The sequence below is a fragment of the Lysobacter sp. OAE881 genome (genome assembly GCF_040546665.1).
GTDB lineage: Bacteria > Pseudomonadota > Gammaproteobacteria > Xanthomonadales > Xanthomonadaceae > Lysobacter_J > Lysobacter_J soli.
This window is the reverse complement of record NZ_JBEPOG010000001.1, coordinates 4041772-4059373: the sequence shown is the minus strand read 5'-3', so window position 1 is coordinate 4059373 and position 17602 is coordinate 4041772. Positions and strand designations below refer to the sequence as shown.

Below are 17602 nucleotides of genomic sequence, written 5' to 3'. Positions count from 1 at the left end.
GGGAACACCAACCTAGAGAGCGCGCTGTTAGCGGTCTGGAATCGCGATGTAACGCAGGCGTTACCGCAAGCGCGTTCAGCCTGAATGCGAAAAGGCCCCGGAATTCCGGGGCCTTTCGGTCGACGCAGCTGGAACGCCGGCCGCGTTCAGTGATGCAGCAGCACGTCGGCGATGATGCCGGTGGCCACGGCGATCAGCACGTAGCGGCCGTCGTCGCTACGCACCCAGCGATGGCCGCGGGGCGGCTCGCGCAGGTCGTAGTGGCGGTAATCGTCGACGTAGACGCGACGTTCGACATAGACCACGCCGCGGCGGTAATCGTGCTTGTTGTGGCCCTTCTTGTGGCCGCGACCCCGGTCGTGGTGGTCGTCGTGATCGTCGTAGTGGTCGTGACGATCACGGTCGTGATGCTTGTCATGGGCCGAGGCGGCGACCGGCGAAAGCAGCAGGAAGCCGATCGCGAGAGTCGAAAGCAGGCGCTTCATGAAATCCCCTGTGTGCATGCGAGTTGCGGTGATGGATCTGGTTTGTGTCGATCCTGACTGGGGCGCACCGCCTGGCAATCGGGTTCGCGCCGAATCGCGACGCAGTTCGCGCTTTCTCACCGGAATCCTTCACCTCGGCTTTAGGTAAGCGCTTACAGCGACCTTGCTGGACGAAAAAAGCCGGGGTGGCGCGCGAACCGGTCGCGCGCCACCCCGGCAATCTCCCTGACGAGGAGTGCGCCCAGTGTGGCCGCCGCCCGTCGCAGGAGGCGAGACGGCGCGCCGCGCCGCCTCCTACACTCGCCCGAACGTGAACGCCTGAGGGGAAGGGAATGAAGCGTCGTGCCGTCGTGGCCCTGGCGGGCCTGTCCGTCGCCTTGTCGCTGGCCACCGCCGCGACGCCCGCACAGGCGCCTGCCGCGCCGGCCTCGGCGCCCATCGTGCTGCGGGCCGCGCACCTGTTCGACGGGCGCAGCGGCCGGCTGGTGTCGCCGGGCCTGGTGGTGGTGCAGGGCGATCGCATCGCCGCCGTCGGCGATGCCGCCGTGCCGGCCGGCGCGAAGGTCATCGACCTGGGCGAGGCCACGCTGCTGCCGGGCTTCATCGACGCGCACACGCACATTGCCTCCAACCACGACGACAACTGGGCGCAGGGCTTCTACGAGAACATGCTGCGCTTCCCGACCGAGCAGTCGTTCCACGCGGCACGCAACGCCAAGCTGACGCTCGAAGCCGGCTTCACGACCGTGCGCGAGGTCGGCGCGCCGGATTTCGTCGACATCGCGTTGCGCAACGCGATCCGCGACGGCCTGGCCGAAGGCCCGCGCATGCTGGTCGCAGGCCACGCCATCGGATCGACCGGCGGGCATTGCGACGCGGCGCCTTTTCCGCCGGAGCGCGTCGTGCCGCTGGGCCCGCGCGACGGCGTGTGCAACGGCGCCGAGCAGTGCCGCCTCGCCACGCGCGAGCAGATGAAGTACGGCGCCGACCTCATCAAGATCTGCGCCTCCGGCGGCGTGCTGTCGGAAGCCGATCCGGTCGACGTCCCGCAGCTCACGCCCGACGAGTTGCGCGCGATCGTGACCGAAGCCCACACCTGGGGCCGCAAGGTCGCCGCGCACAGCCACGGCGATCTCGCCGCGAAGCTCGCGGTGGAAGCCGGCGTGGATTCGATCGAGCACGGAAGCTTCCTCACCACGCCCACGCTGCAGCTGATGAAGAGCAAGGGCACGTACCTGGTGCCCACGCGCATGACGCAGGTCTGGGTGCTCGACAAGGCGGACACGTATCCGCCGCAGATCGGCGCCAAGGCACGCGCAGCCGGCGCGGCGCACCAGAAGATGTTCAAGGAGGCGCTGCGCGTGGGCGTGCCGATCGCGCTGGGCACCGACGCCGCGGTGTATCCGCACGGGCTCAACGCGCAGGAATTCGGCGACATGGTCGACCTCGGCATGACGCCGTCGGCGGCGCTGCTCACCAGCAGCCAGGGCTCGGCGAAGCTGCTGGGCATCGAGAACGAAACCGGCACGCTGGAGGCGGGCAAGTTCGCCGACATCGTCGCCGTGCCCGGCAACGTGCTGGAGAACATCCGCGCCACGCAGAAACCGCTGCTGGTGATGAAGCAGGGTGCGGTGGTGCGCGGGCCTCAAGGCGATCGCTGAAGGCGCGCCCCGCGGCCACCCGCTTGAGTGGCCCCGTGGGATTGCCTACCCTCATGGGCGGGGAGCCGGCCGTGCGCTGGCAGGGAAGAGGGGAAAGGCATGGACCGTCGGATCGGTATCCGCGCGCCGTTGACGCGTGCGGTGGCAGCTGTGATGTGCGCGATGGCTGTAGCGTCGTGCGGGGGAGGTGGAGGCGGCGGCAATGTCCGAAACGAACCGCCGCCCGCAGGCGGCAGCGCGCCGCCACCCACTACCCCGACGCCGCCCACTCCGCCGCCGACCACGCCAGAGCCGCCGCCGGTCACCCCACCCGTCACGCCGCCGGTGACTCCGCCGCGTACGCCGCTCGATCGTGCACCGCCGGTGCTCGATCCGGCCATCGACGCGCACCTGCAGCTCGACGACACGTTCGGCGGCCATCCGTCCTATGGCGAGCGGTCGCGGGTCGGCATCATCGATTCGGGTGTCGACAGCCAGCGTTTGTCGCGCCTGGGCACCCCCTTCGGGGCGCACCGCGTTGCCGATCCGTCCACCATGGACACATCCGTGCCCGACAAACTCGGGCACGGAACGCAAGTTGCCCGCATCATCCTGGGCTACAACGTCGATGGGCATCCAGGCGGTGTCGCGCAGCGCGCGACCTTGGCATCGTTCCGCTATCTCCAGGACGACGCAGCGTCGGTACAGAACGTCAAGGCCGACGGCACCTTCACCGCGGGTGCGCAATGGCTGGCCGATGGCGGGGCGAACGTGGTCAACGTTTCGACCGATAGGCTGCGCTGGGACACTGAGGCGGGACGAAACGAGCTTTACGACGGCTTCTCGCGCCTGGCCTCGCGCGACGCCCTGATCGTGGTCGCCGCTGGCGACGCGACGGACTTTGAACCCTCACAGCTCGCGAAGTTGCCGCTCACGGGCGCGGATCCCCAAGGCGTGCGCGACAACTGGCTCGTCGTGGGCGCAGTCTCGAGCGAAATGCCCGACCGTCTTTCGTCCACGTCGAACGCGTGCGGCGTCGCGAAGGACATCTGCCTCATGGCGACGGGTGACGTGAAGACGGTCGATCCGAATGCCACGGGACTGGTCAACGCGCACGGCACCGATTTCGCGGCCGCACAGGTGAGCGGCGCGGCGGCCGTGGTGCGGGATCGATTCACTTACCTCAGTGCCGAACAGACGCGGCAGATCCTCCTCGGCACGGCCACGGACCTGGGCGCTGCCGGCGTGGACGACGTGTTCGGACACGGCCGGATCGACCTGGAAAAGGCGATCAACGGGCCGGGGCGTCTGGACTGGGGCCAGATGCAGTTCGATTTCAGCGGCATCGTCAGCAGTGGCTTCGGTGGCAACTGGGCCAACGACATGAGCGGCCAGGGTGGCCTCACCCTGTACTCGAACCGTTCGCTGCTGATGTTCCTCTCCGGCAACAACACGTACACCGGTCCCACCGTCGTGCACGGCACCTCCGGAATGACGGTGGGCATCCTCGGCGAGCAGGCGAGCGACGTCATCGTCCGCGACGCCGGCTGGGTGACCCTCGCCGACGGGGCGCTGCTCAAGGCCGACGTGCGCGCCGAAACGGGTACCGGCGGCGTGACGTTCGGGACGCCCAGTGGTGCGGGATGGCCAAGCGTCCGTGCAGGCGACGTGCGCGTACTTGGCGAACTGTCCAACGCCTCCAAAGTCCAGCTGCCGAGCAGCGGCATCGCCGTGCACGTCGGCGGCGATTACCTGCAATCGGACACCGGCATGCTGTCGATGTACCTGGGCGGCAAGCCGCTGGACATCGCCGGAACGGCCCGCCTGGACGGCCGTCTCCGCATAGCCGGCACCGTCAACGGCTATGTTTTCAATGCGCGCGCCGATGTCCTGAACGCGTCGCAGGTGGAGGGCACCTTCGACTCCGTCGACTGGACCGCGCCTTCGTACCTGCTTAGTGCCACGCCGCATTACGAGCCGCAGGGCGTGTGGCTCGAACTCACGCGAAACAGCGTCACGGCTACCGCATCGCGCCTCGGACTGTCGGCCGCGGCGGTGCAGGGTGCGCAGCGCGTGGAGGAAGCGTTCGGCCAGCTCGACGCGACGCCGGCATCGGCCGATCCGGCCTTCCTCTCGGCAGCCGCGGCCCTGCAGGCGAGCGATTCGGCCGCGGGACTGGAGCGTTCGCTGGCCTCGTTGTCGGGCGAGTTCCACGCAATGGACGCCGGGTTCATCCGCATGACGATGGACGACGCGCGGCATTCGCTTGAGGCGCGCATGGATGCCGTCGGTGCGGGCGATGTATCGCACCTCTGGTCGAGGTCCTTCGAGCAGCAACGCGCTGATGGCGGCGTGGACGTGCGGGCCAGCGGCTGGACCATGGGCGCCGATGTCACGCGCGCGAATGGCGCAACGATGGGGCTGTCGATGACGGCGTCGGACGGCAATCGCTGGCACGGCGCGCGCAGCGACCGCGAACACGCCCGTCTCTTCGAAGGCCAGTGGTATTCGAACTGGGGGCTTGGTGAAGGTCGCTACCTGCTCGGTAGCGTCGGCGTTGGCCAGGGGCGGCGTGCGCTCCGTCGCGAGATCGACCTCGGCGCGGATCGGTATCGGGTGGACTCGGATCTTCGCGAGCGGCATGCCACGCTCGGCCTTCAGGCAGGCGCGCGGGTGCGGTGGTCGGCCACGTCCGTTGTTCCCTACATGGGGCTGCAGGCGATCCGGCTGCAGCGCGACGCGTTCCGTGAAGAAGGCGCTGCGGGCTTCGGGCTGGCCGCGCCTGCGTCGGATGCCACCGCTGCGATGGGCATTCTCGGAGCGCGCATGAACCACCAGATGCCGTTCGCCAGCGCCGAGTGGATGCTGCAGGGGCGGATCGAATGGCAATCGTTGCTGTCGCAGTCGGGCGGCATGCGGGCGCGTTTCACCGGTCTGGACGCATGGGCGCCGCTGGACGGCACCGGCTGGGGCGAGGACATGGGCCTGTTCGAACTGGGGTTGGAGCGACAGGCTCGCGGGGCGCAGTTGCGCCTGAACTTCGGCATGCGCAGCACGGCGGGTTCGCAGTGGAGCACCGCCATGCTGGAGTGGCAGCGCGAGTTCTAATCTGGCCGCGGTATGCGCGGGTTGGAAGGATCCGCGCAAGTGATCAGTTTTCGAGAAGCGGCGCCGCGGGCGCCGCGCGAGGATGCCTTCCGTCGGCCCGCATCGTGCGGGCCATCCGCCAGGGAGCGCTCGAATGAACTGGAACAAGTGGATCCGCCAGGCCCATCGCTGGCTGTCGATTGCCTTCACGCTGTTCGTCATCGCCAACTTCGCCGTGATGGGGCGGGGCGACATCGCGCTGTGGGTCGGCTTCGCGACGCTGGTGCCGCTGGCCTTGCTGCTGGTCAGCGGGTTGTACATGTTCGCGCTGCCGTATCTGTCGCGTCGCCGGGCGCAACCGGCCTCCCGACAAGCCTGAAACGCTTGCGCCGGCGCAATTGCCTGACTAAAGTCAGGCAATGGACGAACGCCAGATCGAACAGGTCCGCAGCTTCAACCGCTCGGTGACGCGCCGGATCGGCGCGCTGTCGGACGACTTCCTCGGGCGCGGCCGGCCGTTGGCCGAGTCACGGCTGCTGTTCGAGATCGGTCGCGACGGCGCCGACGTGCGCGACCTGCGCGCGCGGCTATCGCTGGATTCGGGCTACCTGAGCCGCCTGCTGCGCGGCCTTGAATCGCAGGGGCTGGTGAAATCGCAGCCGGCGCCGGATGACGCGCGCGTCCGGCGCGTGCTGCTGACGGCAAAGGGACGGCGGGAATTCGAGGCGCTCGACCGGCTGTCGCAGGACTTCGCGACCTCGCTGCTGTCGCCGCTGGGCGAGGCGCAGCGTGAGCGCCTGACCCGGGCGATGGCCGACGTCGAACGCCTGATGCGCGCCGCCGCCGTGGTCATCGAACCGGCGGACCCCGCCAGCGCCGATGCGCGCGCGTGCATCGACGCGTACCTGCGCGAACTCGACGAACGCTTCGACACGGGTTTCGACGCGACGCGCGGCCCGAGCGCCGATCCGCAGGAACTCGTACCGCCGTCCGGCGTGCTGCTGCTCGCGCGCCTGGACGAGGACGCGCTCGGCTGCGGCGCGCTGAAGGTGCTCGGCGACGGCGTCGGCGAGATCAAGCGCATGTGGGTCGCGCCGACCGCACGCGGCCTCGGCATCGCCCAGCGCATGCTCGACGCACTGGAAGCGCGGGCGCACGCGATGTCGCTGCACACGCTGCGCCTGGACACCAACCGCACGCTGCTGGAAGCACGCGCGCTGTACGCGCGCAACGGCTACGTCGAGATCCCGCGCTACAACGACAATCCCTACGCGGATTACTGGTTCGAGAAGCGCCTCGCCTGACGCGCGTTACGCGCCCACGCGCTCGCGCACCGCGTTGAAGTCGCGCACCGGGCGCACTTCGATCGAACCGAAGCGCGACCACGGGAACGAATGCGCGATGTCCACCGCGGTTTCGATATCCGGCGCCTCGATCAGGTTGAAGCCGGCGAAGACTTCCTTCGCTTCGGCGAACGGACCGTCGAACACGTGCGTGCTGCCGTTGCGGGCGCGGATCGAACGCGCGGTGCTGGGGACTTCTAGCTGCTGCGAATCCAGCAGCACGCCGCGCTCGCGCAGGGCGTCGGCCTTTTCGATGCAGTCTTTCATCAGGCGGTCGTACTCGCCTTCCGGCAACGCGTCGAGCAGGGCCTGGTCGGTGTAGATCATCAGCAGGAATTTCATGGCACTCCGCGGATGCGTCCTGGGAACGCGCATTGTGGCCCATGCGTGCGACGGCGCGATGTACCGGAAGACACACGACGGCGCCGCGATGGCACGTTTCGCCGATTCGCCCGCTCACGGGACGGTTCTTCCCCCCGATACGGGCTTATCGGCGCGGGGTCGCGTGCCTAACCTGTCGTTCCTCCCCCGCAACGGAATGCCCGCCATGCTCACGCCACGCCAGGCCCAGTTCGCCTTTGTTCCGCTGGTCGTCACGCTGATGTCGGGCGTGATGAGCTTCGCCATGATCGCCTTGCACCGCGGCTTCGGTCCCGGGCTCGTCGAGGCCTGGCTGCGCGGATGGCCGGTCGCGTTCGCTGTCGCGCTGCCGGCCGCGTGGGTGATCCTGCCCGGCGTGCGCGCGCTGCTGGCGCGCGTGACGAAGGTGTGCAGCGAAGCCACCGGATCGTCGCGCCGCCTCGGCCGCATGGGATGAGCGACGTGTCGTCGGCGCCGCTCCGGTACGATGCCGCGGGTTCTCCGCAGGAAAAGGAACACGGCATGGCGTCCACCGCCGGCTTGCAGGCACACGATCCCGTCATCGACCCCGTGATCGATGTCAGGGGGCTCACCAAGACGTACTCCACCGGTTTCCAGGCGCTCAAGGGCATCGACCTGCAGATCCGCCGCGGCGAGATCTTCGCGCTGCTCGGGCCCAACGGCGCGGGCAAGACGACGCTGATCAGCATCATCTGCGGCATCGTCAACGCAAGCTCCGGCAGCGTCACCGCCGACGGCCACGACATCGTCCACGACTACCGCGCCGCGCGCATGAAGATCGGGCTGGTGCCGCAGGAGCTGTCGACCGACGCGTTCGAAAGCGTGTGGGCGACGGTGAAGTTCAGCCGCGGCCTCTTCGGCAAGCCGCGCGACGACGCGTACCTGGAAAAGGTGCTGCGCGACCTCTCGCTGTGGGACAAGAAGGACAGCAAGATCATGGCGCTGTCGGGTGGCATGAAGCGTCGCGTGCTGATCGCCAAGGCGCTGTCGCACGAGCCGTCGATCCTGTTCCTCGACGAACCGACCGCCGGCGTCGACGTCGAACTGCGCCACGACATGTGGGAAATGGTGCGTCGCCTTCGCGAGAACGGCACCACGATCATCCTGACCACGCACTACATCGAGGAGGCCGAGGACATGGCCGACCGCATCGGCGTGATCAACAAGGGCGAGCTGGTGCTGGTGGAGGACAAGGCCACGCTGATGCGCAAGCTCGGCAAGAAGCAGCTCACGCTGACGCTGCAGGCGCCGCTGGAGCGGATTCCCGACGACCTCGCCGAATACCCGCTGGAACTGGCCGAAGACGGCCATTCGCTGGTCTACACCTTTGACGTGCAGGCGCAGGAAACCGGCATTGCCGCGCTCCTGCGTCGCCTCACCCAGCACGGCATCGACTTCAAGGACCTGCATTCGTCCGAGAGTTCGCTGGAGGACATCTTCGTCAGCCTGGTCCGCCAGAACCGGGAGGCGCGCGCATGAACCTGCACGCGATCCGCGCCATCTACCGTTTCGAGATGGCGCGCACGTTCCGCACGCTGATGGAGTCGATCGTCTCGCCGGTGCTGTCGACGTCGCTGTACTTCATCGTCTTCGGCGCGGCGATCGGTGGGCGCATGGGCGATGTCGACGGCGTGAGCTACGGCGCCTTCATCATCCCCGGCCTGATCATGCTGTCGCTGCTGAGCGAAAGCATCTCCAACGCATCCTTCGGCATCTACATGCCCAAGTGGGCCGGCACGATCTACGAACTGCTGTCGGCGCCGGTGTCGGCGATGGAGATCGTGATCGGCTACGTCGGCGCCGCGGCGACCAAGTCGCTGATGCTCGGCACGCTGATCCTGCTCACCGCGCGCTTCTTCGTGCCGTACGAAATCCAGCATCCGTTCTGGATGCTGTGTTTCCTCGTGCTGACGGCGCTGACCTTCAGCCTGTTCGGCTTCATCATCGGCCTGTGGGCCGACAGCTTCCAGCGCCTGCAGCTGGTGCCGCTGATGATCATCACGCCGCTGACGTTCCTCGGAGGTGCGTTCTATTCGATCAGCATGCTCCCGCCGCTGTGGCAGAAGGTCGCGCTGTTCAATCCGGTGGTGTACCTCATCAGCGGTTTCCGCTGGAGCTTCTTCGGGATTTCCGACGTCAACGTCGGCATCAGCGCGGCGGCGATCCTCGGCTTCCTGCTGCTGTGCCTGGGCGTGGTGTACTGGATCTTCCGCACGGGCTGGAAGTTGAAGCAGTAAGCACCCCACGCGAAACAAAGAAGGGCCGCAGCTGCGGCCCTTTCTTGTTTCCGGCGACTTCGATGACTAGCTGCGCTCGCCTTCGCGCAGTTCCTGCGTGAGCCAGCGATCGATCAGGCGTTTCTCGAAGCGCAGCGGATCGCTGTTGAGCGAAGCGCTGTCGCTCATCAGGAATCCCGGATCGCTCAGCTTGCGCTCGCCCTGCGCGATCACGTTGCCGTCGGCATCGGTGAGGCGCACGTTGAGCGTCATGCGCGGCGGATAGACGTCGCGGATGATGCGCGTGTTCTGCAGGTTCGGGCCGTGCCACGGTTCGAACATGCCCGCGCGGCGGATGTCGAGGATGTCGACATCCAGGCGCTGGCCCTCGGGCAGGCGCTTCTCGGCGCGCTCGCGCAGGTAGCCCGCGAGTTCCTGCACCCAGTTGCCCTGCGAGGCTTCCCAGCGGTTGCCGCTGTAGCGAAGTTCGCTGAAGCGCGACGGGTCTTCCCATCGCACATTGACCGACTCGCTTTCGGGCAAGGCGCGCGGTGCATCCGGATCGGTGACGTTGCGGACGCCGGCTGTCGCGGTGGAGGCGAGGGCAGCGGCGAGAAGGAGAAGGGCGAGGCGCGATTTCATGGCGACCTCCGAAAGGATGGGGCAATCGGATTCTCCCACCGCCGACGGGCGCCGGCGACGCGGCTCTCGGCGACGTACAGCCGGCGTTCGCGGTTTCGAACCACGAATCCTTAACAGGTCAAGGCCTTCGGCTGAGAGTTTTTCGGACCCGTCTCATATCGGCCCCGGCGACCGATCCGGAAACTTCCTCCTGCGCCGCGATGGCGCTTCGCCCGGCACATATCGGAGCCGGAATTCCCCCGCCAGGAGTCCACCGCGTCCGGTCGCCGGGCGCCGCCGTCCGCCCACGGAGCCGTTCCATGTCCCCCGCCGTACGCAAAGCCCAAGTCCATCCCATCCGCTGCGCTTGGCGCAGCAGCCTGCAGGTGATCTGCGCAGCCGCGGTGCTGGTTGCCGCCACGAGCGCCGGCTCCGGCTATGCGCGCACGCATGTCGCCGTGCCGGCGCGCGCAGTCGCGATCGAAGCAGGGATGGGCGGTCCGTACCTGCCGGCCTCGCAGGCGCCGCACTACGACCTCGCCGCGGACCTCGCGCACCTGGACGCGGTGCCGCTGCACAAGGCGGACGATGCGATCGACCTGTCGGCCATCGCCTGGAATCCGGTCAAGCGCGGCTGGCGCGAGAAGCTGCTGAGCCTGCTGCCCGTGGCGCCGGTGCGGATCACGTCCGGCTTCGGCCGCCGCCACGACCCCTTCGGGCGCGGCGATGCCTTCCACAGCGGCATCGACTTCGCCGGCACGACCGGAACGCCGGTGCATGCCTGCGGCGACGGGGTGGTCGTGCAGGCGCATCACACGAAGGACTACGGCAACGTGGTCATGATCGACCACGGGCAGGGCATCGTGACGCTGTACGCGCACAACAGCCGGCTGGAAGTGCGGCCGGGCGACGTCGTCCTCGCCGGGCAGGAGATCTCGAAGATGGGCTCGACCGGCCGTTCGACCGGTCCGCACCTGCACTTCGAAGTGCGCCAGTACGGGCGCCGGATCGACCCGGGCCGTTATCTGGCGGGGCTTTGAGGCTTACTCGCCGGCTTCCGCGTCGCGGAACCAGGCCTCGACCTTGCCCTTGTGCTTCATCGTCATCGGGTTGCCGCGGCGATCCAGCGCCTTGCCGACCGGCAGCCGCACCCAGCCTTCGCTGATGCAGTACTCCTCGACATTGATGCGCTCGACCCCGTTGAAGCGGATGCCGATGCCGCGCTCGAGCACCGTCTCATCGAAGAACGGGCTGCGCGGGTCGTTGGAGAGGCGGTCGGGCGGGGTGTCGGTCATGGCGGGATTCGTGTTCTGGCGCGGGTGTCGGCACCGGGCAGGCGCCGGGGCCGCACAGGATACGTGCGGCCGCGCGATCCCGCAGCCTCAGGGGTGCTCGCCGCGGCCCTGCGCCTTGGCGCGGGCGATCACCGCCCGGACCCGGTCGCGGTCGGTGTGGCGCGAAATGGCCACCGCGCCCAGCTCGATCGCGCGCTCGCGCAACTCGGACGGTACGTCGTAATGCGCGCCGGAGGTCTTGTTCTGGAAGGCCCGGCGCGGGATGTCCAGGCGCTCGGCCATGGCATGGAGCTCGTCGAGGGTGTCGGCCATCAGGTGGGCCCAGCGGCGGCCGCGCCAGAGGTGGACCGCATCATCGACATAGACCGTCATCGCGGGGAGAGGTAATCGGTGGACATGCTGAATGGGGATCCTATCTGAACCGCCCCGGCCGGTCCGGATTTGCAAATCCGACCAAACACGTCCAACATGCCTCGCGCTGCGTTAGCCAAGGGTCACGGTGAATGTGACCCGATGTGGATTTTCTTCTCCATCGTTGCACCTCGCTTTCTCCTTGCGACCAGCTCCAATGCCGCGATAGCGGTCTCACCATCCGTATAGGAGAAAGTCATGTCGAACCGTGAAACCGGTACCGTCAAGTGGTTCAACGATGCCAAGGGCTTCGGCTTCATCAGCCGCGAGAACGGCGAGGACGTGTTCGTCCACTTCCGTTCGATCCAGGGCTCGGGCTTCAAGAGCCTGCAGGAAGGCCAGAAGGTGTCCTTCACCGTCGTCCAGGGCCAGAAGGGCCTTCAGGCAGACGCCGTGCAGGCCCTGTAAGCCTTTCGCACCAAGCGTTACCAAAAAGCCCGGCGCAAGCCGGGCTTTTTTTATGGCTGCGTCGCCCGGCCTTCGCCCGGCTTCTTGGTGGGCGGGCGCCGAGGTCAGTCGCGCCGCACCCGCACCATCCGGTCCATCAGGTGCTCGACCGCGTTGCCGGCGTGGGTGCAGCGGCCCAGGTGGACGGGCGAGGTCTGGATGATCGAGCTGCGCTTGGCGGTGAGCCAGTGGAAGCGCGCGCGCTGCGGCAACAGGCCGATGGGGCCGCTGCCCGGGCCGCCGGCGCAGATCGCCTCCATCGCTTCCAGATGGCGGCGCACCGTGTCCAGGTCGATGTCCGGATCGAGCGCGCGCAGCCGCGCCTCGTCGACTTCGATGCGCGCCTGCAGGAACTTCGCCGTCGGGCACGACAGCAGGATGCCGACGTTGACGAACTCCTCGCGTTCCACGCGCGGGACCACGCGGATCACCGCGTAGTCGTAGGTATCGCGGCGCGGCGTCTCAGGCGCGTGCATGGATCGCCTCCTCGACGAAGCGCTGGCGCTGCGCCAGCCGCTGCATGAAATGCTCGACGTAGGCCGCGCGATGTTCGGTGGGATCGGCCGGTGTATCCGCGCCGACGAGCCACGCGTCGGGCACGAGCGCGAGGATCGCGTCGAAGTCGCCCCGCGTCAGCTTTCCCGACAGCCGCGCGTCCGCGCCGGCGATGTCGTCGGCCTGCGGCAGCAGCACGTGCTCGCGGATCATCGGGAACGCGCTGCCGGCATGCGTCGGCGAGCCGTCCCAGCCGTGGTGGAAGTACAGCGCCGCGCCGTGGTCGATCAGCCACGGGTTGCGATGCCAGACGAGCAGGTTCGGATTGCGGAAGCTGCGGTCGACATTGCTGGTGAAGGCGTCGAACCAGACGATGTCGGAGGCCAGCGCGCCCGGCACGCGTTCGGCGACGGGATCGAAATTGATCGCACCGGGCAGGTAATCGAGGGCGAGGTTGAGGCCGTCGCTGGCCTTGATGAGTTCCTGGATTTCCGGGTCCGGTTCGGTGCGCGCGAGCTCGGCGTCGAGTTCGACGAACACCAGTTCCGGGATCGGAAGCCCGAGCTTGCGGGCGATTTCCCCGGCGACGAGCTCAGCCACCAACGCCTTCACGCCCTGGCCGGCGCCGCGGAATTTCAGGACGTAGAGGCCGTCGTCGTCGCCTTCGACGATCGCGGGCAGCGAACCGCCTTCACGCAATGGCGTGACGTAACGGGCAACGTGGACGGTGCGCAGGGTCATGGGTCGCGGCGGATGAGGGCCGCGACAGGGTACTTGGCACGGGAAACGAGCGAAAGGAATGTGCGCTCGTCAGGTTCGATCAGCGGCGATCGGCATCCTTCGCAGGCGGCGTGCCTGGCGCGCCCGGCGTGGCGTCGCGCTGCTTGCCACCGCTGAAGCCCTGCCAGTCGTTCTCGCTCTTCTTGGTGTTGCGATCGCCCGAGCTGTGCTCGTACTCGCGCTCGGACTTGCCGGTGGTATTCGGGTCGTTTTCGACGTGACGCTGGCCCATGTCGGACTCCATCGCAGAATGGAACGTGCATGGAGCGTGGGCGATTCGGGCTGAACCCCTTGTCGTGAGGATGTATGCGTCGCGCGAAGAATCGCGCCGGTGATGCCCTACCAGGTGTCCTCGAGCATGCGCGGGCGGCTCGCGAGCCAGCCTCCGTACAGCAGCGCGAGCAGGCACAGCGTCAGGAACGCGAACGGCCACTCCCAGCCGTGCGTGGCCTCGTGCAGCCAGCCGAACAGCAGCGGCCCCAGGCAGCTGAGGCTGTAGCCCACGCCCTGCACGAAACCCGACAGCCGCGAGGAACCGCCCGGCGTGCGCGTGCGCAGGTTGATCAGCGTGAGCGAGAGCGGGAACGTGCTCGGCCCCAGGCCGAGGAATGCGACCCACAGCAGCGGCGCGGCCATCGGCGCGAGCAGCAGGCCGGCGAACGCGGCGATGTAGCTCGCGCCGCACGCGACGACGATCGGGAACGGATTGCGAATGCGCACCGCCAGCGCGGGCAGGAACAGCGCGCTCAGCAGGCCCATCGTCGAGAACAGCGCGACCATCGTGCCGCCGAGCGCGTGCGAGCCGCCGGCTTCGGTGAGCAGCTTCGGCAACCACGTGAACATCGAATACGTCGTCAGCGACGTCATGCCGAACATCAACGTGAGGCCCCACGCGACGGGCGAACGCCAGACGCGACCGCGCGCGCTGCCATTCTTCGCGCCATCGAGTTCCGGTGCGGGATCGCCGCTCGCGACGGCTTCGTCGTGCGCCTGGCAGAGCGCCTTCGCCTGCCGCGATTGCCCGTAGCGTTCCATCCACAGCACGCCGATCCACGGCAGCGCGGCGGCGGCGGCGATCAGCGACCACGCGCCGAGCGACACGCGCCAGCCGGCGGCGGTCGCGATGGGCACGGCAAGCAGCGCCGGCAGGATCGTGCCCAGCTGCAGCACGGTGATGTAGAGCGTGCTGACGGTGCCGACGCGATCGGCGAAGTAGCGCTTCACCAGCGGCGGCAGCACGACGTTGCCCATGCCCATGCCGGACAGCGCGATCGCCGAGGTGACCAGCAGCATCGCCGTGTCGCCGACGAATGCGCGCACGAACAGGCCGATCGCCGCGAGCGCCATCGCCAGCAGCGCCGTGCGTTCGAGGCCAAGGCGATGCGCGATGGCCGGCGTCACCACGCCGAACACGGCGAATGCCGCCGTCGGCACCATGCCGAGCACGCCGGTCATGGTCGGACCGAAGCCGAAGGTGTCGCCGAGGGTGTCGAGCAGCGGCGTGAGCGAGGTCACCGCCGTGCGCAGGTTGAACGCCGACATCGCGATGCCCGCCAGCACGAGCGCGCGGTCGCGCCACAAGGGGCGGACGAGCGGGGCGGCGAGGGAGTCTGCGTTCATTGCGGGAAGTCCTGTGCACCCCGCGGATCGATGCGGGGCGATGCGTGCAGTTCGATGTCGCGGGTGCTGCGGAAGATGCGCGGCGCGCCGCTGAATACGTGAAGTTTGCGGGATGGAGGCATGTGCGGCCACCCGGCGGGCGGCAACACTGGGTTCCAGTGTGGACCGCCGGACGCCGGTTTTCACGGGCGAATCACCATGCTGACCGTTTCCGCACACGTGCCGTAAGGATTCACCCGCGATTCGCATCGGCCGACGAAGACTCCAGCCCACTGCAACGATCCACTGCAAACCAGGGAGTCATCGAATGAAGAAGACCATCGTGCTGACCGCGCTGCTGTCGCTGTCGACCGTCGCGTTCGCGCAGGACGCCAAGCCGGCAGCCCCGCTGACCGAAGCGCAGGTGCGCGCGCGTCTGACCGAGCAGGGCTACACCAAGGTCAACGACGTGAAGTTCGAGGACGGCGTGTGGAAGGCCGACGCGCACAGCGCGCAGGGCGACAGCGTCGACGTGCGCCTGGATGCGAAGACCGGCCAGGTCTACCCGGACAAGCAGGTCGCCAACCTCAGCGAGGCCGACGTGCGTGCGCGCCTGTCGGCCGAGGGCTACACCAACGTGCACGACGTCGATTTCGAGGACGGTATCTGGAACGCCGAAGGCGACGACCCGTCGGGCAAGGACGTCGAGCTGAAGATCGATCCGGCGACGGGCAAGGTGATCGGCAAGGAAAAGGATTGAGTTTCAGGCGGTGCTCTCCCCTGACCCGGTGATTAGGGGCACTCCGCCCATGCACTTGGCCCCTCTCCCGCCTGCGGGAGAGGGGTTGGGGTGAGGGCCGGGCAGCGGCATTGTGCTGACCGCGGGCTCCGCCCTCATCCCCCTGCCGGCACCTTCTCCCGCCAGCGGGAGAAGGGCAGCACCCCCGGCGCATAACGTTGGCTGGCACCCCGCCTCCCCGCTCCGTACCATCGGCCGGCACTCCGACCCCAGGTCCCATCCATGAAGCTACCGGCCGTATCGCTGCTCGCGCTGTCCCTCTCGCTCGCCCTAGATCCCGCCATCGCCGGGAAGCCGGCGGCGACCGACATCGACCCCGCGCGCCTCTCGCAGGACGTGAAGGTCCTCTCCTCCGATGAATTCGAGGGCCGCGGCCCCGCCACGGCCGGCGAAACCAAGACCATCGATTACGTCGTCGCGCAGATGAAGGCCGCCGGCCTGCAGCCGGGCGGCGACCTGAAGGACGGCAAGCGCGAATGGACCCAGGCCGTGCCGCTGGCACGCGCCGAGATCAAGGGCACGCCGACGATTTCCGTCGCCGTGAAGGGCAAGACGCAGGCGCTCACGCAAGGCGAGCAGATCGCGGTGCGCGCCGCGCAGGACGGCTCGACCGCCGTCGACATCAGCAAGGCGCCGCTGGTCTTCGCCGGCTACGGCGTAAGCGCGCCCGAGCGCGGCTGGGACGACTTCAAGGGCGTCGACCTCAAGGGCAAGATCGCCGTGGTCCTGATCAACGATCCGGACTTCGACGGCGGCGAAGGCGACTTCGGCGGCAAGGCGATGACCTACTACGGCCGCTGGACCTACAAGTACGAAGAGGCCGCGCGCCAGGGCGCGCTCGGCCTGCTGATCGTGCACGAGACCGATCCGGCCTCGTACGGCTGGGCGACGGTCAAGAACTCCAACACCAACACGATGTTCGATGTCGTGCGCGACAAGCCGGCCTCGGTGCATCCCAGGCTCGAAGGCTGGATCCAGCGCGATTTCGCGCAGCAGCTGTTCAAGCAGTCGGGCCTGGATTTCGACGCGCTCAAGGCCCAGGCGAAGACCAAGGCGTTCAAGCCGGTCGAACTGAAGGGCGCGACGCTGAGCGCGAAGTACGACGTGGATCGCCAGATCATCACCTCGCACAACATCGTCGGCCGCATCGACGGCACCAAGCGCCCGGACGAGACCGTCATCTATTCGGCGCACTGGGACCACCTGGGCGTCGGCCAGCCGGACGCGAAGGGCGACAAGATCTACAACGGCGCCGTCGACAACGCGACCGGCACCGCCGCGCTGATCGAGATCGGCCGCGCGTTCGCCAAGGCACCGACGAAGCCGGAACGTTCGGTCGTCTTCCTCGCCGTCACGGCGGAGGAGAAGGGCCTGCTCGGTTCGGAGTACTACGCCTCCAAGCCGCTGTACCCGCTGGGCAAGACGGTGGCGGTGATCAACATGGACGCCCTCGACCCGCACGGTCCGGCGCGTAACTTCACCACCTCCGGCAGCGCGAAGCAGGAACTGCTCGACGAACTCATCGACACGGCGAAGAAGGTCGCGAACCTGGATTACGTGACCGATCCGAAGCCGGAAGCCGGCCACTTCTTCCGTTCCGATCACTTCCCCTTCGCCAAGCGCGGCGTGCCGGCGGTGTCGTTCGGCTCGGGCAACGACCTGGTCGACGGCGGCCTGGAAGCGGGCAAGAAGATGGAAGACGCGTACGTCGCCGACCGCTACCACCAGCCGGCCGACGAATGGGAAGCCGAATGGACCTTCCTCGGCATGGCGCGCGACCTGGGCCTGCTCTACACCGTCGGCCGCAACCTGGCCGATTCGGATCGCTGGCCGAACTGGGACGCGTCGAGCGAGTTCCGCGCGGCGCGTGACCAGACGGCGGGTGATCGGAAGTAGCCCTTACGTTGCCGTATGGTCTTTCCCCCTCTCCCGCCTGCGGGAGAGGGTCGGGGTGAGGGCAGGCAGCCGATATCGCTTCGTTTCCCCTCACCCCAACCCCTCTC

Annotated in this window: 20 protein-coding genes; 11 read left to right on the top strand and 9 right to left on the bottom strand. The window is 68.0% G+C overall.

Annotated features, from left to right (window positions below):
* Positions 1-146 precede the first annotated feature (146 nt).
* On the bottom strand, positions 147-485 hold the full coding sequence (locus tag ABIE51_RS18655; protein WP_115841965.1) for an RcnB family protein: 339 nt from the start codon (positions 483-485) through the stop codon (positions 147-149).
* Positions 486-817: 332 nt separating this feature from the next.
* Here ABIE51_RS18655 and ABIE51_RS18650 point away from each other — a divergent pair, with 332 nt between their 5' ends.
* The 4 genes from ABIE51_RS18650 to ABIE51_RS18635 all read left to right on the top strand — a co-directional run bounded on the left by ABIE51_RS18650 (position 818) and on the right by ABIE51_RS18635 (position 6516).
* The gene (locus tag ABIE51_RS18650; RefSeq protein WP_192632710.1) at positions 818-2146 is read left to right on the top strand and encodes a metal-dependent hydrolase family protein; all 1329 of its coding nucleotides are present in this window, start codon (positions 818-820) and stop codon (positions 2144-2146) included.
* A 324-nt stretch (positions 2147-2470) separates the two neighbouring features.
* A complete protein-coding gene (locus tag ABIE51_RS18645) occupies positions 2471-5233 on the top strand; it encodes a S8 family serine peptidase (protein ID WP_192632711.1) in 2763 nt (920 codons plus the stop codon).
* A 133-nt stretch (positions 5234-5366) separates the two neighbouring features.
* Positions 5367-5591, top strand: coding sequence for a hypothetical protein (locus ABIE51_RS18640; protein ID WP_192632712.1), 225 nt, complete (start codon positions 5367-5369; stop codon positions 5589-5591).
* A gap of 40 nt (positions 5592-5631) precedes the next feature.
* On the top strand, positions 5632-6516 hold the full coding sequence (locus tag ABIE51_RS18635; RefSeq protein ID WP_192632713.1) for a bifunctional helix-turn-helix transcriptional regulator/GNAT family N-acetyltransferase: 885 nt from the start codon (positions 5632-5634) through the stop codon (positions 6514-6516).
* A gap of 6 nt (positions 6517-6522) precedes the next feature.
* On the opposite strand, the gene ABIE51_RS18630 is transcribed toward ABIE51_RS18635, so the two are convergent.
* The gene (locus tag ABIE51_RS18630; RefSeq protein WP_192632714.1) at positions 6523-6897 is read right to left on the bottom strand and encodes a YciI family protein; all 375 of its coding nucleotides are present in this window, start codon (positions 6895-6897) and stop codon (positions 6523-6525) included.
* Between the two features lie 205 nt (positions 6898-7102).
* Here ABIE51_RS18630 and ABIE51_RS18625 point away from each other — a divergent pair, with 205 nt between their 5' ends.
* From ABIE51_RS18625 to ABIE51_RS18615, 3 genes are all read left to right on the top strand, one after another.
* Complete coding sequence (locus tag ABIE51_RS18625) at positions 7103-7372, top strand: DUF2798 domain-containing protein (protein WP_181902759.1); 270 nt, start codon at positions 7103-7105, stop codon at positions 7370-7372.
* A 104-nt stretch (positions 7373-7476) separates the two neighbouring features.
* Complete coding sequence (locus ABIE51_RS18620) at positions 7477-8415, top strand: ABC transporter ATP-binding protein (RefSeq protein WP_115842082.1); 939 nt, start codon at positions 7477-7479, stop codon at positions 8413-8415.
* Positions 8412-9173 carry an ABC transporter permease gene (locus ABIE51_RS18615; RefSeq protein WP_115841959.1) on the top strand — a complete coding sequence of 254 codons (762 nt, stop codon included), beginning with the start codon at positions 8412-8414 and terminating at the stop codon, positions 9171-9173. Before ABIE51_RS18620 ends, ABIE51_RS18615 begins: the two co-directional genes overlap by 4 nt.
* A gap of 66 nt (positions 9174-9239) precedes the next feature.
* Here ABIE51_RS18615 and ABIE51_RS18610 read toward each other — a convergent pair whose 3' ends face one another.
* Positions 9240-9794, bottom strand: coding sequence for a DUF3016 domain-containing protein (locus ABIE51_RS18610; RefSeq protein ID WP_192632715.1), 555 nt, complete (start codon positions 9792-9794; stop codon positions 9240-9242).
* A 299-nt stretch (positions 9795-10093) separates the two neighbouring features.
* Between ABIE51_RS18610 and ABIE51_RS18605 the strand changes: the two genes are divergently transcribed.
* Complete coding sequence (locus ABIE51_RS18605; RefSeq protein WP_354504699.1) at positions 10094-10813, top strand: M23 family metallopeptidase; 720 nt, start codon at positions 10094-10096, stop codon at positions 10811-10813.
* A gap of 3 nt (positions 10814-10816) precedes the next feature.
* Here ABIE51_RS18605 and ABIE51_RS18600 read toward each other — a convergent pair whose 3' ends face one another.
* Positions 10817-11068 (bottom strand): DUF3297 family protein, encoded by a 252-nt coding sequence (locus ABIE51_RS18600; RefSeq protein ID WP_115841956.1) that lies wholly within the window; start codon positions 11066-11068, stop codon positions 10817-10819.
* A gap of 87 nt (positions 11069-11155) precedes the next feature.
* Positions 11156-11440, bottom strand: coding sequence for a DUF4031 domain-containing protein (locus ABIE51_RS18595; protein ID WP_115841955.1), 285 nt, complete (start codon positions 11438-11440; stop codon positions 11156-11158).
* 237 nt (positions 11441-11677) lie between these two features.
* Here ABIE51_RS18595 and ABIE51_RS18590 point away from each other — a divergent pair, with 237 nt between their 5' ends.
* Positions 11678-11887, top strand: coding sequence for a cold-shock protein (locus ABIE51_RS18590; RefSeq protein WP_115841954.1), 210 nt, complete (start codon positions 11678-11680; stop codon positions 11885-11887).
* A 104-nt stretch (positions 11888-11991) separates the two neighbouring features.
* On the opposite strand, the gene ABIE51_RS18585 is transcribed toward ABIE51_RS18590, so the two are convergent.
* The 4 genes from ABIE51_RS18585 to ABIE51_RS18570 all read right to left on the bottom strand — a co-directional run bounded on the left by ABIE51_RS18585 (position 11992) and on the right by ABIE51_RS18570 (position 14821).
* Positions 11992-12402 carry a DUF3037 domain-containing protein gene (locus ABIE51_RS18585; RefSeq protein ID WP_115841952.1) on the bottom strand — a complete coding sequence of 137 codons (411 nt, stop codon included), beginning with the start codon at positions 12400-12402 and terminating at the stop codon, positions 11992-11994.
* Positions 12389-13156 carry a HipA family kinase gene (locus ABIE51_RS18580; RefSeq protein ID WP_192632896.1) on the bottom strand — a complete coding sequence of 256 codons (768 nt, stop codon included), beginning with the start codon at positions 13154-13156 and terminating at the stop codon, positions 12389-12391. The genes ABIE51_RS18585 and ABIE51_RS18580 overlap by 14 nt, the downstream gene beginning before the upstream one ends.
* Before the next feature lie 85 nt (positions 13157-13241).
* Positions 13242-13433, bottom strand: a complete 192-nt coding sequence (locus ABIE51_RS18575) for a hypothetical protein (protein WP_192632717.1) — start codon at positions 13431-13433, stop codon at positions 13242-13244.
* 107 nt (positions 13434-13540) lie between these two features.
* Complete coding sequence (locus tag ABIE51_RS18570; protein ID WP_192632718.1) at positions 13541-14821, bottom strand: CynX/NimT family MFS transporter; 1281 nt, start codon at positions 14819-14821, stop codon at positions 13541-13543.
* 307 nt (positions 14822-15128) lie between these two features.
* Here ABIE51_RS18570 and ABIE51_RS18565 point away from each other — a divergent pair, with 307 nt between their 5' ends.
* On the top strand, positions 15129-15560 hold the full coding sequence (locus ABIE51_RS18565; protein ID WP_192632719.1) for a PepSY domain-containing protein: 432 nt from the start codon (positions 15129-15131) through the stop codon (positions 15558-15560).
* 261 nt (positions 15561-15821) lie between these two features.
* On the top strand, positions 15822-17495 hold the full coding sequence (locus ABIE51_RS18560) for a M28 family metallopeptidase (protein ID WP_192632720.1): 1674 nt from the start codon (positions 15822-15824) through the stop codon (positions 17493-17495).
* Positions 17496-17602 lie beyond the last annotated feature (107 nt).

Excerpts from the sequence above, each read along its gene's own strand:
- ABIE51_RS18635 (WP_192632713.1), top strand. The coding sequence starts at position 5,632 with ATGGACGAACGCCAGATCGAACAGGTCCGCAGCTTCAACCGCTCGGTG.
- ABIE51_RS18570 (WP_192632718.1), bottom strand. The coding sequence starts at position 14,821 with ATGAACGCAGACTCCCTCGCCGCCCCGCTCGTCCGCCCCTTGTGGCGC.
- ABIE51_RS18575 (WP_192632717.1), bottom strand. The coding sequence starts at position 13,433 with ATGGGCCAGCGTCACGTCGAAAACGACCCGAATACCACCGGCAAGTCC.
- ABIE51_RS18640 (WP_192632712.1), top strand. The coding sequence starts at position 5,367 with ATGAACTGGAACAAGTGGATCCGCCAGGCCCATCGCTGGCTGTCGATT.
- ABIE51_RS18655 (WP_115841965.1), bottom strand. The coding sequence starts at position 485 with ATGAAGCGCCTGCTTTCGACTCTCGCGATCGGCTTCCTGCTGCTTTCG.
- ABIE51_RS18605 (WP_354504699.1), top strand. The coding sequence starts at position 10,094 with ATGTCCCCCGCCGTACGCAAAGCCCAAGTCCATCCCATCCGCTGCGCT.
- ABIE51_RS18625 (WP_181902759.1), top strand. The coding sequence starts at position 7,103 with ATGCTCACGCCACGCCAGGCCCAGTTCGCCTTTGTTCCGCTGGTCGTC.
- ABIE51_RS18595 (WP_115841955.1), bottom strand. The coding sequence starts at position 11,440 with ATGACGGTCTATGTCGATGATGCGGTCCACCTCTGGCGCGGCCGCCGC.
- ABIE51_RS18585 (WP_115841952.1), bottom strand. The coding sequence starts at position 12,402 with ATGCACGCGCCTGAGACGCCGCGCCGCGATACCTACGACTACGCGGTG.
- ABIE51_RS18590 (WP_115841954.1), top strand. The coding sequence starts at position 11,678 with ATGTCGAACCGTGAAACCGGTACCGTCAAGTGGTTCAACGATGCCAAG.
- ABIE51_RS18650 (WP_192632710.1), top strand. The coding sequence starts at position 818 with ATGAAGCGTCGTGCCGTCGTGGCCCTGGCGGGCCTGTCCGTCGCCTTG.
- ABIE51_RS18615 (WP_115841959.1), top strand. The coding sequence starts at position 8,412 with ATGAACCTGCACGCGATCCGCGCCATCTACCGTTTCGAGATGGCGCGC.
- ABIE51_RS18565 (WP_192632719.1), top strand. The coding sequence starts at position 15,129 with ATGAAGAAGACCATCGTGCTGACCGCGCTGCTGTCGCTGTCGACCGTC.
- ABIE51_RS18600 (WP_115841956.1), bottom strand. The coding sequence starts at position 11,068 with ATGACCGACACCCCGCCCGACCGCCTCTCCAACGACCCGCGCAGCCCG.
- ABIE51_RS18630 (WP_192632714.1), bottom strand. The coding sequence starts at position 6,897 with ATGAAATTCCTGCTGATGATCTACACCGACCAGGCCCTGCTCGACGCG.
- ABIE51_RS18560 (WP_192632720.1), top strand. The coding sequence starts at position 15,822 with ATGAAGCTACCGGCCGTATCGCTGCTCGCGCTGTCCCTCTCGCTCGCC.
- ABIE51_RS18610 (WP_192632715.1), bottom strand. The coding sequence starts at position 9,794 with ATGAAATCGCGCCTCGCCCTTCTCCTTCTCGCCGCTGCCCTCGCCTCC.